This is a genomic window from Candidatus Clostridium stratigraminis (assembly GCF_045310675.1).
GTDB lineage: Bacteria > Bacillota > Clostridia > Clostridiales > Clostridiaceae > Clostridium_AT > Clostridium_AT stratigraminis.
Genome location: NZ_JBJHZZ010000001.1, coordinates 412775 through 429659, shown reverse-complemented (window position 1 = coordinate 429659; position 16885 = coordinate 412775). Strand labels below are relative to the sequence as shown.

Here is a 16885-nt window from a genome sequence, read left to right as displayed (position 1 = left end):
CCATTGTTTAGATAACTATTTTTAACTATTTAAAAAGGCTTAGTGCATAATTCAAAACCTTTTCTCCATTCATCATTCCATAATCTATACTATTTATTACATCAACTACTATTCCCTTTGGCTCGTAAGCAGTTTTATATTTGTTTAGTAAAAACCTTACCTGAGGACCAAGAAGTAAAACATCGGTATCATCTATGTGATGTTTTAGTTCTGCTTCTGCCACTGCTATTATCTTGGCTTCTACTCCAAGCTTTGCAGCAGCTTGTTCCATCTTTACCACCAATAAACTGGTAGACATTCCAGCACCACATACAAGAGTAATTCTTTTCATTACATTATCCCCCTTTTTTGTAATATATTACTTTACAATAATATTAGCAATTATTGTGCCAAAACACTGTTTTTTAAAAATTTTTTTATTTTGTAGCTTTAGACATTAATTGATACCCATAGTTTTTTGTTTTAAAGCTAGTGTTTTATTTATTGATTAGTGTTTAGCTACTTTAGATTAGTGTTTTGCAAAGCTGTTTACTGTTTTAAAAATCTTTCATACATATCTACAAATTCCTGAGCTATATCCTTTATTGTAATAGCATTCATTAAATGATCCTGGGCATGAACCATAAGTAAACTTACCTCCATTGATTTACCTGCTGCCTCATTTTGAATAAGTCCAGTTTGAACCATATGAGCCTCTCCTAAATTGTCGTATGCTTTTGAAAGGGCTTCTCTTGCCTCAGCTATTTTCCCTTGTTTTGCAAATTGTATTGCCTCCATGGAGTGACTTCTGGCATCTCCTCCATTTACTATAATTTTAAATATTATTTCTTGATAATCCATGTCTACCATCCTTTCAAATTCCCTATGATTTATTAATATTTAGTTTTAATATTCCTTTCTTGATAGCTTTAAAAAATTCTTTTGAATTAAATTTAACTTGGCTTTTTATTATATTAATAGGCTGCTAATTTTCTAATATCCGGTATTTACCTTCAATATTAACTTTTATCTTTATTAATACATAAGCAATTAGTATGCCAAAACACTATTAATTGGTTATATATAAAAAATGAATGGTGAAAAAAATAATGCGGAAATATCCGCACTTTTCTATGTATAACTTTTTGTATTTAAATAGCTCATAATATAGCAAATTTCATCTTCTACTATCTTTATATTATATTTTTTATTTAAGTAATCACATACTCTACTAACAATACTATATAGCTCTGGATTGTCCTTTATATATTCCTCACTTTCTTCAAATTCTATAATTGCTCCGCCAATCTTAAGTCTATCAATCATGCAGCCCATATGAAGTGTAATTCCTATTAAAATATCAGTATCTATTTTCATATTAAGCTCTTCTTCTACTTTTAAGATTATTCTCCTTATATCCTTAAAAACTTCACTACCATCTACATTCCTAAGCTGATGCTTTAAAGTATCTCCCATCTTCATATAGGTAGTTTCCATATCGATAAGCTCCTGCAAAGAACTAAGTGCAGATTTGTTTAACACATCATATAATCCAAATTGAGGAACATTAAAATTTACACTAAAGGTACTAACTATTGAGATCAAATTCTTGTCTTTTAAAAGCTTATTAATCCTTGTATTTATATTTTCTTTATCAATTAAGTTTACAGGTATTATTTCTAAAAGCCCTCTATCAAACTCAAGCTGCTCCTCTAGAAAGCTCTTTATTGTTAGCGCACTTCCTTCTCCAGTAGTACATATGGTTAATATTGCAAGCTTTGGTGCTGATTCCACTTCAAACTGATTTCTTATAGAATCATTTTCTATAAGGCTATTGACATTTAAGGTATCTTTAAACACTTCCTCTAAGGAATACCCAAGCATAGACTTTCTTGCGGCCTCAATAACATGAAGGGTGCTGACTAAGGGAATTGTTTTAGTATTAATTCCAAATTCCTTTTGCAGTTCCTCACCAAAGGTTGTAAGGGAACCCATGTCAACTAAAAGAAGTATATCTGAAGTTATGTTCTCAGCTTTTATGTGATTTTTTAGCCTATGAAGTACCTGCTGAGGTTTTTCCTCCAAAGGTGCGTTTATGCCAATTACCTGCTTAATATCCAATAATTTATTTGCTACCTCTGCAATGGAGGTTGCTGTTGAATTACCGTGAGCTACTACTATTACGCTTACTTCTTCCTGCAGCTTTATGTTTTCCTTTTCATCATAAGCAAGAAACATGGTTAAGAATCCTGCCTCATCTATTGGCATAGTAACTCCTAGGTTTCTTTCGATAATTTTCAAGCATTCTAATGCTGCTGCAAATTCCTCACTATGCTCCGTCCTAATCCTATTAAGCTGCGGATTTATTATTTTTCTATTCCTCTTTATTCTTTCAATTGAGTTTGAAATATGTACAGCAATACCATAGTATACCTTTTGACTTAGAATTCTTTTTAGCCTATCTTCACTATAACTTACGATTTGAACAGCTGCGTCTATAACTTCTTCACTAATTACATTTTCAAGAGAAGAAATATCTTTTTTTCTATTTACATTAAACAAATATTTGGCAAAGTAATCTTCAATATTTTTTTCCATTTCCTTTTCAAGTTCATCTCCGCTTAAACCCCTGCCTCTTAGCTGATGTACTCTATAATCAATCATTTCATAAATGTTTTCTTCCTTGTCTTCTTCAAAGAGGCTATTATCTTCGCTATTGTCAAAAATACAGTATCTTTTATTTATTCCAATTAGCTTATTCCATATCTGTCTATGTTCAGTCTCTTTATAGAGTCCGTCTTTTATATAGCTAGGAAGTTCTCTGCTATTTATCATTATGCTTCCTTTTTTCCTGGAAACATAATCAGCATAAGCTTTTGCACAGGCAAGTTGAATATCAGTTTTAAGCTGTCCTACATTATTGGTACAATTATAGCTTAGAAAAGCTCTCATAGAATTAACTGAAACCATTATTTCTCTATCTAATCTTGAGGATTCCTCTCTAAAGAAACGGCTTATTAAGTAGAATCTCTCTTCCAAACTTCTTTCTTGGAGCCCAGGAATACGTATTATCATTGGAATTCTTCTAGTAAAGGTTCGTAGGAGGACTGAATCTGGATTTTCGGTTGTTGCTGAAACTATAAGTACATTTGCTTTCCTATCCTGTTCTGTTTCTCCTAATCTCCTAAAGCTACCCTTGTCCATAAAGGTAAAAAACATTTCCTGTCCTTCGGGAGGCAGTCTGTGAACCTCATCTAAAAATAGCATTCCTCCATTAGCCTTTTCAATCAGCCCCATTTTATCAGAATCTGCACCAGTATATGCACCCTTTTTTGTTCCAAAAATCTGGCTTATTAGAAGCTGTGGGGTATTTGCATAATCAGCACAATTAAAGGTTACAAATGGAGAATCTAATTCCATCTTTTTCATCTCGATAGCATATTTATGTATTAATCCAGCAAACATTGATTTCCCAACGCCGGTATCTCCAAGAATGAGGATGTGCATCCCCTTTGGAGGATAAAGTATTGCTGCCTTGGCTTGTTCTACAGAGGAAAATAAACTTTGATTTTGCATAGCAAACTTGTCAATTTGAGTAACTTCAAGCTCTCTTTCAGCTCTCTCTAATATTTTAAAAAGCACTGGTCTTCCGCTGCTTTTAGACACTTTTCCTTCTTCACATAATCTATTTAAATCATTGCTAACGTTGGCTCTGCTTAAGTTTAATTCTTCAGCAATTTCAAGTGCACTTATCCCATCGTAACTTGTATTTGCCATAAGCTCCTTAAGCTTTTCATAAATAACCTCAATTCTCTTCATTCCCCTTCCCCCTTTATCCTTATTCTACCTAATCCTCAAAACTTTTGCATTACTTTTTTCTCGGGTCTTGGGTTCTTGGGGACGGTTAACATCTTCTTCCTGTTTTTATTTTTGGCTTTTGGCAAGATTAACATCTTTTTTCATTTTGCCTTGGGTCCTGGGGACGGTTAACATCTTCTTCCTGTTTACTTTTGATTAGGTGATTAGGGACGGTTAAGTAGTTTTTCATTTCTTTAGGTATTGCTAATAATTTTCTCTTCTTTCACTTGAGTAAAGTTCTCATTTGTTATGGGAACTAGAATTTTAGTTAAATTTGATTGAAATCACATTTTATATTGACTACAGTCACAGATATTATTGATTAAAAAAACTATAATTTAATTAATAAATGAATTGGAGGAGATTGTGGAATGAATAAAATAGATAATTTAGTAGAATTATTACAAAAATTAAACTCAGGCGATATAACACCAGAACTAAGACAGAACGCTTTAGAAATGGTTAAAACTGTTGATCCTTTAGAATTATCATTAGCAGAACAAAAAGTAATTGAAAATGGAACTAAACCTGAAGATTTGAGGCATCTATGTGATATTCACATGGAGGTTTTAAAGGATGAATTAAATAAATTAAAGGTGAGCTTAACACCAGATCACGTATTAACTACATTAATTGCAGAACATGATGAAATATTGAAGCGATTAACAATACTTGAAGATATAAATAGTAGAATTCAAAAAATGGAGACTTTTGATAATAATTCTGGATTGTTCAAAGAACTTTTAGAAGTAGCCATTGAAATTCTAGGAGCAGAACCACATCATAAAAGAGAAGAAGATGTGCTTTTCCCTGAACTAGAATCAAGAGGAGTTACGGGACCAACAAGAGTAATGAGAATGGAGCATGACTTGTTAAGAGCTAAAAAGAGAGAAATTAAGTCCCTAGCTGAGAATGTAGGTTCAATGAATTTTATGGAGTTTAAATCTCAATTGGATGAGGCAGCTAAATATTTAATATTCAACCTCAGAGATCATATTTATAAGGAAAATCATATTCTTTATCCTACTTCAATCGAGACTCTTTCAGATAAAAACCTTTGGATTACAATGAAAGAAGCTTGCGATAATATTGGCTACTGCAGCTTTACCCCCGGCAAGTAATGGCTAAATATTATTAGTTGTCTATGTCACCTCAATTTTGGATATAATTCAAGATATATTATTCCATAATTGAGGTGATTTTTTATGCCAAGACAAGCAAGGATAAAGTCAAACACAGCAATATATCACATTATGGCCCGAAGCATCTCTGAAATTGATCTTTTCAAAGATGATGAAGATAAGAAAAAATATTTATACATTATTAAGGATTATCAAAAAATTTATAGTTTTAAAGTGTATGCCTACTGTCTTATGGATAACCATTTACATATAATAATTGATTCTAATGGTGCGGATATATCTAAAATAATGCATAGTATAAATTTCAAATATGCAAGTTATTTTAATAGAAAACATAATAGACATGGACATCTATTTCAGGATAGATTTAAAAGCAAAATTGTCTTTAATGAAAGATATCTGTTTACATTAACAGCCTATATACATAATAATCCTTCATCTTTACCTGGGTATGAAAATAGCATTGAAAATTACTCCTTTTCAAGCCTTGGAGTATATTTAAAATTAAGAAATGATGTTTTCCAAATTATTGATTATAGATTTATTCAAAACCTTTTTGGTTTATTTTTTAATAAATCCGAGATGAAATATATAAAATTGGTTTTGGAATCAACGTACCTGATAGCTGAAGAAGAAGCAGAATTTGAAAATGAACCAACTGAATATAGAAGTGAACGTAGAATACTAAATAGAGATTTCATGGTGGAAGATATAATTGAATTTGTAGCACGATACATGAATATCAGCAAATCCAACCTTCATGCAAAATATAATAAGAATGTAGTTAATGCTAGAGCATTACTAGTTCTAATGTTAAGAAATTTGTGTAATTCAAGTTGCAAAGACATTTGTGGTATTATTGGTAATATAACACAATCGCGCGTTTCTAGGCTTTCCTTTATTGGTAAGGATTTAGTTACCTTCGATAAAAAATATAAAAATATAGTGTATGACTTTATTGATAATTGTTCATAATTACAGAAATTTATAGTTATTAGATGAATTATTTTATGCTTATTGTTGTACAAGCCTTTTAAAGGTGTAACTACGCTTTTAATAGTTGCAGATTATAAATTTCACGGGTGAAATTTAACTACTTTTTATGAAAATTAATTGAAGTTAGAAACAATATTCTTAACTAATCAAGGTTAAAGTTGAAACTAACATAAAGAATTAATCGTCCCTTAACCTTGAAAAGTTGAAAATATTTAACAGTCTCTAAATGTCACACTGGTCAATTTCTATAGAATAATTTCCACAATCTTCACAAACTGCAATACTTACAATAAAGCTATTATCTATCTTGCCTAGTTTAAATAGTTGAGTAGCTGAAGTATTTTTGAATTCATTTGATATATTGCTAATAATATATTCACCTTTTTTAGTAAAGATGAAAAAGTGATATTCAAGAAATCTATAAGCTTTTACTTTTTCTTTTTTATCAACATGGCAATTTTCACATGAGTTATCGTAGTATTCTATGTCAAAAACTACATCATCAGTTTCGTTCAAAAGTGAAAATATTAAATCTCTATCAAAGCCTTTAACAGGCTGCTCTTCATCATTGGCAAAGTACTCTAAGTTATCCTCTTTAAGTTCATAGGTTTTATCATTTAATTCGAATTTAAAGTTTTCCATATTCTCCTCCATAAATTATAAATTTAAACCAAAGAATTGAATCAGTAATTAACCGTCCCTAAGTATTTTATCACACTTTGAATGAATTGTTGTTTAATTTGAATATTCGCGCAATTCTACAATTATTTTGCATTTTATTAGCAATTAAATAATATTTTTTCATTTTTTTATAATTTAATTAATAAATTATTAATTTTGACCTTGTTATGTTTTTGTCATGATGGTATAATAAAGTCGAATTAAAAATATATTAACATTTTAGTAATAAACAAAAATATATGTTTATCGCTAATAGGAATTTCGAGGAGGACAAAAAATGAAAATCAGAGCATTAGTATTATCTTTAGCTGTAGTATCTACAGTATTTACTGGATGTGCAAAGCAAGCAGCTCCAACACCAGCACCAGCTGCTACTACACCAGCTAAAACAGATACAGTAACAGGAGCTTCAATGGCTACTGATGAAGCATCTTTTGAGCAAAAGATAGGTAAAGACGGTAACTATATAGTTCTTACTAATAAAGACCTAACTTTTACTAAGGACTTAACTGTTGATGGAAAATTCACTAAAAAGGATGCTAACGGTAATGAAGTTGTTTCCCGTTCACTAGCATTTGCTACAACTGGAGCAGACAAAAAAGTTGACAAGAGATTTACAGTTACTGTACCAAAGTTAGTAATAAACAGCGAGAATACACTTCTTGAAGATGGTATTGTTAAAGGCGATATTTATGTACAAGCTAAGGGATTCAAAACTAAAGATACAACAATTAACGGAAACCTTTATTTTGCTACAGAAGAATTAAAGAATGCATTTAAAGCTGATAGTTTAACTAAAATAACTGGAAAAGTTGAAGTTAAAGCTTATACAAAGTAATTTAATTTAAATTTATATAGCACTGGGCCCTTTCTAAGATTTGTTAATATTCTTAGAAAGGGCCCTACTATTATATTATCAAATTTATTTCTTTTGCTCACACTGATGTAATTTACAATTATCTTTGATATAATTAATCTATTATTAATTGGAGGTATACAAACGATGTCAATCAAAATTATAGCTGACAGCAGCTGTGACTTAAATGATGAATTAAAAAGAACTTTAAATATAGATATAGCCCCTTTAGTTCTGCAGCTTGGAGATAAATCATTTGTCGATGATGATACCCTTGACGTAGAAGCTTACGTAAAGGCAATGGCACAAAGCGAAACTGCTCCAAAAACAGCCTGCCCTTCCCCTGATGATTATATGAAAAGATATGCTGGCTCAGAAAGCACTTTTGTAGTGACACTTTCTAATGTATTAAGCGGATCTTATAACAGCGCAGTTTTAGCAAAAAATTTATTTCTAGAAGAAGCTCAAAATAAGTTTATACATGTTTTCGATAGCTTAAGCGCATCTGTTGGAGAAACTCTTGTAGTTCTTAGGATAAATGAGCTTGCAAAATTAAATCTAGGGGATGTAGAAATAGTTGATAAAGTAACAAGTTATATTAAAGATATGAAAACTTTGTTTCTCTTAGAAAGCCTCGATCACCTTGCTAAGGCAGGCCGATTGAACCACATAGTTGCCAAAATAGCTTCAATGTTTTCCATAACTGCAATTATGGGTGGAGATAAAGGACATATAAAACTTGTAGAAAAAGTCAGAGGCTATAAAAGGGCATTTATAAGGCTTATTGATACAATAGGTGAAGAAGGAAAGAACCTTGAGGATAAAATATTAGGAATTGCTCATTGTAATTGTCTTGATAGAGCTTTGCAGCTAAAGGAAGAAGCTTTAAAGAGATATAATTTTAAAGATATTATTATTGTGGAGATGAGGGGCCTAAGTTCTTCCTATGCTGATAATGGTGGTATTGTAATAGCTTTTTAATCAACATAAGCTTGTTCCAATCATGGAGGCAAGCTTTATTTTTTTAATAGTGTTATAAATATTAGAATTTGTAGTAATATATCTTATTATTAATAAAGTTTTTAAATTTGTAACAACCTTGTCATGAAATTGCCACAAAAGTATTTTATTTTATATATATGCTACAAACGAAATCAATTAATTAAGGATTTTAAATAAAGGAGGAAAACTTTATGGAATATAACAATAATAATGAAATAAACACTGAAAATATACTTAATAATGATGTGCATATCAGTGCAGAAAGTGAAGGCAATAATGATAATGAAATAAACGCTGAAAATATGCTTAATAATGATGAGCAAAATGTCAGCTCAGAAAGTGAAAACAAAATTGAGGCCGAGGAATTAATAAGCAGCGACAATCTAAGTAATAATGACCAGACTGAACATAATGACAATTATGTCTTTAATTACAGCGATAATAAACAAAATTTCAAAAATAAACCTGGTAAGTTTAAAAAGGTATTTTCCTATGTGGCAGTAGGAGTAATTTGTACAGTAATAGGCGGTGCTGCTTCGGGTGCCGCAGTGCTATATGCCTTGCCTAATACTAATTTCTTTAAAAACAGTGACTTGTATAAATCAATAGCTACTAGCACCAATACCTCAAATACAGTTTATGACGGACACCCAACTCAGCTGGCTTCAACAGGCTCAGCCCTAAGTGCTACTGAAATAGCAAAAAAGGTAGGACCGGCAGTAGTAGCCATAACTTCAACCCTTCAAAGTTCAGGCGGCTACTTTAATCAACCAACACAAGGTGTCGGAACTGGAATGATAATAAATCAAGATGGCTACATTCTTACAAATTACCATGTAGTAGAAGGTGCTCAGTCAATAAAGGTAAGTTTAAGCAACGGGAAGCAGGTAAATGCTAAAGTTGTAAACTATGATTCAAGCTATGATGTGGCTGTAGTTAAAATAACTGATAGTGTTCAAGTACCTGCAGTGGTTGAACTTGGAGATTCTGATAACCTTCAGGTTGGAGAATCAGTAGTAGCAATAGGTAACCCCCTAGGAACTGACTTCTTTGGTTCAGTAACCTCTGGTATAGTAAGTGCCTTAAATAGAAAAATAACTAGTGATTCAAATAACTTATCTTATATACAGACAGATGCAGCAATAAATGAAGGTAACAGTGGTGGACCACTAATTAATTCAAGAGGCCAAGTAATAGGTATAAACACAGCTAAAATTAAAGAAAGTGGTGTTGAAGGCTTAGGCTTCTCAATCCCAATTAATGCAGTAAAGAATAAGATTCCAGATCTTTCAAAGCCTGTATTAATGATAGGAATTCAAGGGCAAGAAATAGATAAGGCTATATCAAGTCAGTACAATTTACCTATCGGCCTTTATGTCCAAGATGTAACAACCTTTAGCCCAGCTGAAAAGGCAGGTATTAAAACAGGAGACGTTATAGTAAAATTTGATGGTCAAAAGGTAACTACATTTGATCAGGTTAATACATTAAAAAACAAGCATAAATCAGGAGATAAGGTTTCCGTTACCATAAGCAGAGATGGAAAAGAGCAAACCTTAACCTTAACCTTAACTAATCAATAAACAAACAAAAACAGCTTGAAAATTTGAGAACGTCCATAGTTTTGTGTAAAATATTATAGACATGATTAAATTTATTTGGAAATACAACAGGGTTCGTCCCTGTTGTATTTTTTTGATTTTAGGTAATGACTAAATAATGGATTAGTATAGCTAATATTAGTTATTATAGTTTGCAAAACTTCCAAAAATATTCATGTATATTTTAAAAAATATCGAGCAAATTTTTTAGACGATCTGTTCAAGCCTATTTTCAAACATGATGCTAAGTTGCGCTAATATCAAAGACCAGTTCTGGACCGGCGAGGTCCATTTCTTCATTATTTGCTCAGTAGCAAGATACAGAGATTTACTCAATGACTCATCAGTAGGGAATGTTGTTCTGATCTTTGTGAACTTCCTTAGTTGTCTGTTAAAGCCCTCCAGTGCGTTAGTAGTATAAATTATCCTTCTAATCTCTGGAGGGAAGGCAAAATAAGTAGATAACTTATCCCAATTATTGTTCCAGGACTGTATGACAATAGAGTACTTCGCTCCCCATGTCTCTTCTAGAGATTGCAGAGCATCTATTGCAACTTGCTCACTTGTAGCTTGGTATACAGTCTTCATATCCTTCATGAAAGCCTTACTGTCTTTAGATGCTATATACTTAATGGAGTTTCTTATTTGGTGGATTATGCAGCTTTATATATTTACATCAGGAAAAGCGGCTTTTATAGCCTCCGGCAAACCCTTAAGGCCATCCATACAAGCAAGTATGATATCCTTAACCCCTCTATTTTTAAGGTCGTTACAGACCGACAACCAAAACTTAGCTCCCTCTTGTTCTCCAACCCATATACCAAGAATGTCTTTATGGCCCTTCATGTCTAATGCCATACATATGTATGCGGCTTTGCTCACAATCCTATGTTCTTCTCTAACTTTAAAGTGAACTGCATCCATGTAGACTATAGGATATACATGGTCTAACGACCTATTTTGCCAGGCGACAGCCGTCTCCATAACTTTGTCTGTAATTTTAGAAATCATTGCTGGAGATAAATCTACACCGTATAGCTCCTTAATCTCAGCAGTTATATCATCCACTGACATACCCCTTGCATAAAGCCCAATAACCTTTTTATCTAGCTCATTACATACAGTTTCATATTTCTTAACGATTTTGGGCTCAAATTCAGCCTTACGGTCTCTTGGTATATCTACATCTACTTCTCCAAAGCTGGTTAGTATATTTTTTGTGCTATAACCATTTCTATAGTTTTTATCATCACTGTTATCTCTTTCGTACTTTTCTATACCGAGATGTTCTTCCATTTCGGCTTCAAGGAATTGCTGGATTATGTTTCCGAATAGGCGTTGCATTAGGCCATCCTTCCCAACTAAGTCCTCCATGTTTTTACATTTGCTTAACTCATTATTAAGGTCTATATCTGGTATTCGTAATTGTTTCATCTTTTTCTCCTCCCAATATTTCTTGTGGTTACTATTACCACAAATACCAGCTATACATAAAAAGAACGTAAATAGATTTGAATTTTACACAAATCTATTTACGTTCCCAAAGTTTTTCAAGCTGTTTTTGTTTGTTTATTACTGCATTTAATTTTTATATTCCTTTATTATCACATCAAAGCTTTCTATAATCTCATCTAATTTTTTAGTTGATGTAATAACTTCTTCTATTGATGAGGTCTGCTCTTCTACTGAAGCGCTTATCTCTTGTGTGGCTGCAGCAGACTGCTGTGCAACTGATGCAATGTTTTCAACAGCATTTAATACATTAATTCTTACATTATCTACATCTTTTATATATCCATCTAACGCTCGAATATCTCCAATTGTGTTATTAACAGTATATCCTATTTCTGAAAAAGCCTCCTGAGATTTATCTAAGGATAATTTCACCCTATTAATTAATGGTACGCTTGAACTAGTCTCAAGGCTAATGTTTCCTATATCCTTAGTTAAGTTATCAACTATTTTTTGAATTTCCTCAGTAGAATGTGACGCCTGTTCTGCTAGCTTTCTCACTTCTTCAGAAACAACTGCAAAACCTTTCCCATTTTCTCCCGCCCTAGCTGCTTCTATAGCTGCATTTAAAGCTAGAAGGTTAGTCTGTTCTGCAATAGAACTTATTGACTGTAGTATATTCTCAATTGATTTTGAAGCTTCTTCTAAACATTTAATCTTTTCAACTACATTTAATGCTGATTTTTGGTATTCATTAAAATCTTTATCTAATTCTTTTAATGATTCTGTTCCAATATCATTTTTGTTTTTCATATTATTTGTATTTAAAACTGTTGAATTTATTATTTTTAATACTTCCTCAATTTTTAAGGACAAGTTATTTACTAATTCAAACCCTTTATTTGACTCTTCTGCTTGGTTTGTGCTCCCTGAAGCAATTTCATAAACTGTTTTATTAATACTTTCACTAGAGATACCAATTTCAGATGTAGAAGTAGTTAAAACACTAGATGAATTTAATAACATTTCTGAGGTATCCTTAATTTCAGTAACCATTTTCCTCATATTTAAAATCATTTTATTAAATGATTTTGCCAATAAGCCCAATTCATCGTGGCTTTTAAATTCCAGTTCAGCATTACGTAAGTCTCCCTTAGAAACTTTATCAGATATTTTTGCAATCTTTAATATTGGTTTTACCATATAACTAGACATTAAAAATCCACAAAAGGAAATAATTAAGCTTGCTGCAATTGAAAATATCAAACTTAATAACTTAATATTTTTCAGGCCAGCATATATATCTGAAGCATCATAATCAATTCCTACAAAACCTATAGTTTGATTATTATCCATTATTGGATAATAGGAGCTTATTAGAGTTCCCCATTTATCTTGACGTATCTTTGCATCAGTGTATGGATTACCACTCCACACCTTTTCATAAATAGAACTTGAGTTTTCAACATCTCCAATATGAGATAAATTACTTTCCTCAGAACCATCAACAACATATGTGAATTTTCCATCTTTATTTTTTCTTAATGTATACACAAACTTTGATCCACTAATTTTCCTTATATTACTTAAACTCTCTCTCATTTTAATATATGAGTCCTTTTGCTCATCCTCTTTGGTCTTAAGCTGTTCAAATTCTTTTATATCAATATAGCTTACTGCAGTTTTGGCAATATTCTCAGCCTTTTGAGCTATATTTTTTGTTATAATATTGCTGCAAACAAAATAAATGGAGGTTGATAACATTGCAATAATTATTACTGAGATAAATAAAAAGGTAAAGGTTGTCTTTGTTTTTAGCTTATTAAAATAAGGTACATCATCTGTTTCTTTTAATCCTATTTTTTTATTCATTTTTTCTCCTTAGTTACATATTATCTCTTATGTAATTTAAACTATTATTTTGTATTAATTTTAACAAATAAATTATACTTCACACTTTATGTCGAAGTAAGATGAAAATTGTATGTTATTGTATATATTTTAAAATTTATCAATTATTTTAATCAGTTAACAAAGCAAATTATTAAATTTAAATTTTTAATTATTATAAAAATTAAAAATTTCTGCAATACAATTTCTTATTATAAAAAAACGCTATAGTATTTTAGCACAAAGCTAAAACCCTACAGCACTTTATATTCCCTAAAAATTGCTTCAAAATAATCTTGTCCATAATTATGAAAAATACCTGTGTTAATCATATCTAATAATTCTTCCTTGCTCACCCATTTAACTAAGCTTACTTCCTCAATTTGAATTTTCAACTCATTTAAGGCCACATTTTTATTTATCATCCAGACGTCTGCAAAGTGATCTTTTTTCTTCATTCTAAAAAGCACTTTTATTCTTTCAGAATCAATATTAATACCTATTTCTTCTTTTACTTCTCTTAAGGCAGCAGTTAAACTGTCTTCTCCAGCTATAACAGACCCTCCAGTAACTGCCCATACACCTGGTAGATGTTTTAAATTATCAGCCCTTTTTTGGATTAAGAATTCCTTGTTATCGTTAACAATCCATATGTGAACGGCTAAGTGGAATTCCCCCTCCTTAAGCTCTTCTCCTCTTATGATTGTCTTATTTAACTTGTTACCCATTCCATCCAAAAGATCCCAATGCTCCATGAGTTTTCTCCTTCTTATTCAAGAAATATGATTTTTTTATCTGAGCAATATTATAACATATAATTATATTATATTCTCCATTATACAACAAATATTGCCTAATTTTTCCCACAAATAATAAAGTGTATTTCCAGGAAGCTAAGGAGAAAATATTATAGTATTTTATTATAATTATTCAATTTTATGATTAGCAGAAAGTTCATCAATACATTTACCTAAAATTTTAATTCCCTTTTCTATATCCTGAAGGGACAATCTAGAAAAACCAAGTCTAAGTGTATCCTTGCCTTTCTCATCAACATAAAATACATCTCCTGGCATAAAAATAGCACCATGCCTCATAACCAAATCTAATAGGCTTCGAGCATCAATATTATATAGCTTTATAAATATATGAAGACCACCCTCACCATAAATTTTGCAGTTTGAGAGATAGATTTTGGTTAAGTTCATTATAAATATATATTTTTCCCTATAGTGCTTTCGTGCCCTTTTTAAATATGCCCCATAATCACCGCTTTTTAAAAATTCATATAAAAAGGCCTGGTCTAATACCGAACTGTGAATATTCCTGCTTCTTTTTATGCTTTCTAGGCTACTTATTAGATTTTTATCAGCAACTATCCAGCCTATCCTGATTCCAGGAAATAGTATTTTAGAAAAACTTCCTATATATACTACACTATTATCTTCCGTCGCCAGTGCAGCAATAGAAGCTACATGGGATGATGAATATAAAAGTTCCTCGTTAAAGCCATCTTCGATAATTGGCAGGTTATTTTTTTTACAGAGCTTATAAACTTTCATTCTTTTATCTGCAGACATTACAGTTCCTGTTGGATTATGATATGAAGGAATTAGATAAATTAATTTGTATTTATTTTTAGCAAGCTTTTCCTGAAGCTCAGCAAGATTTATTCCATTTTCATCAATATCTACCCCATGGATTTCTAAGCCATGGAGCCTCATTAGCTTTATAGCTGTGTTATGGGTTGGATTTTCACAGAGTACTAAATCACCTTTATTGGTAAGTGCAGCTAAAGTAATGTCAAAACCTTCAGTAAAGCCATTTGTAATAATAACTTCTTTATTTAATAAATCTATTCCTTTATTTTTCACATATTCCTTTAATTTATCTAAAAGAGGCTTATACCCCATTGCATAACCATAATTAAAAATTTTTTCCCCTTCAAAAGAAATACTATTTAGAAAATCCCTTCTGATTTGTTCAAGATTAAATAATTTTTCATCGGGTGCTATACTTTTAAAAGATATCATATTTTTTTTAGTTACTGCTTCGTTTTTAACAATATCTAATTCCAAAGCCCTTTTGCCATAGTTACTAATCTTTGTATTCCAATCAATTACCCATCCTAACTTTTTATTCTCAAAGCCGCTAAAAACATAGGCTCCCTTCCCTTTTATAACTTTAATATAGCCTTTATCCTCCAGAAGTTCATAGGCGTGCATACAGGAATTCCTGCTAACCTTTAAAATTTCTGACAGTTCTCTGGTAGAAGGTAGTTTACTACCTTCTACCAGCATATTTTCTTCTATCATTTTTATTATTTGTGTCTCTATTTGTAAATATAATGGTTCACTGCTATTAAAAATGATTTCTGATAAAAACATATTCTCCCTCTTTATCTGTTAATTTTTAATGACGCCCTAATTATATTATCTAATAGGCTTTTAAAATCCATATTTACTGCCTTAGCACTCTTAGGCAGCAGGCTATTTTTTGTCATTCCAGGCAAAGTATTAATTTCAAGTACATAGGGTTTGCTATTTTCAATTATCATATCTATTCTACCATATATATCACATTTAAATAAGTTCCAGCACTTAATGCAGATTTCCCTAACCACCTTTTCAAGTGAAGCCTCTAGTTCTATTATAGTTTCATCCGAGCCCTTATCAGCATATTTGGATTTATAGTCAAAGAATTCAGAAGACGGCTTAATTTCTATAATTGGAAGTAGTTTCCCGTCTAGTATGCTGCAAGTTATTTCTTTCCCTGTAACGTACTTTTCAATCATTACCTCATCATCAAAATCAAAGGCACTAAGCACTGCATCAATTATCCCTTCGCTATTCTTTACAATATTTGTTCCAATACTAGATCCACCATTTGCAGGCTTTACTACTAAGGGATAACCAAGTTCCTCCAAAGCCTTGTAATTTATTTCATCATTTTTTCTAATTGTAACCCAAGGAGCAGTATTAATGCCCTCCGACTGCATTAATCTTTTAGAGATATCCTTATCCATACATAGACTGCTGGCCAAAATTCCCGAACCGGAATATGGTATATTAAGTCCTTCTAAGATAGCCTGTGCACTGCCATCTTCTCCGAATTTCCCATGTAAGGCAAGAAATGCAAAATCTATTTTTTCCTCTAGTGTTTTCTCTATTAATTCTTTTTTACTATTTATTAATATTGGGGCTACCTCATATTTATCTTTATCCAGATTCTCAAGTATTTCCTTACCTGTAAGCAGCGATATATCCCTTTCAGAAGACGTCCCACCCATAATAACTCCAACTCTCATTATTATACCTCCTTTGTGGGTACACTGAGCAATTAAGCTCTCTCCTTCCCACTAGATAATTATTTGTAAATGTCCATTTCTGGCTTACTTTTATAGTAAAACCATATGAATATAAAAAAAA

The 16885-nt window shown here is 31.5% G+C and carries 13 protein-coding genes and 1 pseudogene; 5 read left to right on the top strand and 9 right to left on the bottom strand.

The genetic code is table 11. The features are described from left to right. Window positions 1-25: 25 nt before the first annotated feature. From ACJDUG_RS02115 to ACJDUG_RS02105, 3 genes are all read right to left on the bottom strand, one after another. On the bottom strand, window positions 26-331 hold the full coding sequence (locus ACJDUG_RS02115; protein ID WP_406768224.1) for a PTS sugar transporter subunit IIB: 306 nt from the start codon (window positions 329-331) through the stop codon (window positions 26-28). Between the two features lie 197 nt (window positions 332-528). After that, entirely contained in the window at window positions 529-840 is a 312-nt protein-coding gene (locus tag ACJDUG_RS02110; RefSeq protein ID WP_406768222.1) for a PTS sugar transporter subunit IIA, read from the bottom strand. Window positions 841-1110: 270 nt separating this feature from the next. Continuing rightward, a complete protein-coding gene (locus ACJDUG_RS02105) occupies window positions 1111-3798 on the bottom strand; it encodes a sigma-54-dependent transcriptional regulator (RefSeq protein ID WP_406768221.1) in 2688 nt (895 codons plus the stop codon). A gap of 410 nt (window positions 3799-4208) precedes the next feature. Here ACJDUG_RS02105 and ACJDUG_RS02100 point away from each other — a divergent pair, with 410 nt between their 5' ends. Together ACJDUG_RS02100 and ACJDUG_RS02095 are read left to right on the top strand one after the other, a co-directional pair. Further along, on the top strand, window positions 4209-4958 hold the full coding sequence (locus tag ACJDUG_RS02100; RefSeq protein WP_406768220.1) for a DUF438 domain-containing protein: 750 nt from the start codon (window positions 4209-4211) through the stop codon (window positions 4956-4958). A gap of 84 nt (window positions 4959-5042) precedes the next feature. Continuing rightward, a complete protein-coding gene (locus ACJDUG_RS02095; protein ID WP_406768219.1) occupies window positions 5043-5954 on the top strand; it encodes a transposase in 912 nt (303 codons plus the stop codon). 243 nt (window positions 5955-6197) lie between these two features. Here ACJDUG_RS02095 and ACJDUG_RS02090 read toward each other — a convergent pair whose 3' ends face one another. Then, a complete protein-coding gene (locus tag ACJDUG_RS02090) occupies window positions 6198-6617 on the bottom strand; it encodes a DUF3785 family protein (RefSeq protein WP_406768218.1) in 420 nt (139 codons plus the stop codon). A 316-nt stretch (window positions 6618-6933) separates the two neighbouring features. Here ACJDUG_RS02090 and ACJDUG_RS02085 point away from each other — a divergent pair, with 316 nt between their 5' ends. From ACJDUG_RS02085 to ACJDUG_RS02075, 3 genes are all read left to right on the top strand, one after another. Beyond that, the gene (locus tag ACJDUG_RS02085; RefSeq protein WP_406768216.1) at window positions 6934-7494 is read left to right on the top strand and encodes a hypothetical protein; all 561 of its coding nucleotides are present in this window, start codon (window positions 6934-6936) and stop codon (window positions 7492-7494) included. Window positions 7495-7659: 165 nt separating this feature from the next. Then, window positions 7660-8493 carry a DegV family protein gene (locus ACJDUG_RS02080; protein ID WP_406768215.1) on the top strand — a complete coding sequence of 278 codons (834 nt, stop codon included), beginning with the start codon at window positions 7660-7662 and terminating at the stop codon, window positions 8491-8493. Window positions 8494-8705: 212 nt separating this feature from the next. Continuing rightward, complete coding sequence (locus ACJDUG_RS02075; protein ID WP_406768214.1) at window positions 8706-10097, top strand: S1C family serine protease; 1392 nt, start codon at window positions 8706-8708, stop codon at window positions 10095-10097. A 225-nt stretch (window positions 10098-10322) separates the two neighbouring features. Here ACJDUG_RS02075 and ACJDUG_RS02070 read toward each other — a convergent pair. The 5 genes and pseudogenes from ACJDUG_RS02070 to ACJDUG_RS02050 all read right to left on the bottom strand — a co-directional run bounded on the left by ACJDUG_RS02070 (window position 10323) and on the right by ACJDUG_RS02050 (window position 16764). Beyond that, window positions 10323-11549, bottom strand: a pseudogene (locus tag ACJDUG_RS02070) (IS256 family transposase). Window positions 11550-11696: 147 nt separating this feature from the next. Continuing rightward, complete coding sequence (locus ACJDUG_RS02065) at window positions 11697-13439, bottom strand: methyl-accepting chemotaxis protein (RefSeq protein ID WP_406768213.1); 1743 nt, start codon at window positions 13437-13439, stop codon at window positions 11697-11699. Window positions 13440-13711: 272 nt separating this feature from the next. Beyond that, the gene (locus ACJDUG_RS02060) at window positions 13712-14212 is read right to left on the bottom strand and encodes an NUDIX hydrolase (protein WP_406768212.1); all 501 of its coding nucleotides are present in this window, start codon (window positions 14210-14212) and stop codon (window positions 13712-13714) included. Window positions 14213-14383: 171 nt separating this feature from the next. Then, entirely contained in the window at window positions 14384-15844 is a 1461-nt protein-coding gene (locus tag ACJDUG_RS02055) for an aminotransferase-like domain-containing protein (RefSeq protein WP_406768211.1), read from the bottom strand. 11 nt (window positions 15845-15855) lie between these two features. Continuing rightward, window positions 15856-16764 (bottom strand): D-alanine--D-alanine ligase, encoded by a 909-nt coding sequence (locus ACJDUG_RS02050; RefSeq protein ID WP_406768210.1) that lies wholly within the window; start codon window positions 16762-16764, stop codon window positions 15856-15858. Between the last annotated feature and the right edge of the window lie 121 nt (window positions 16765-16885).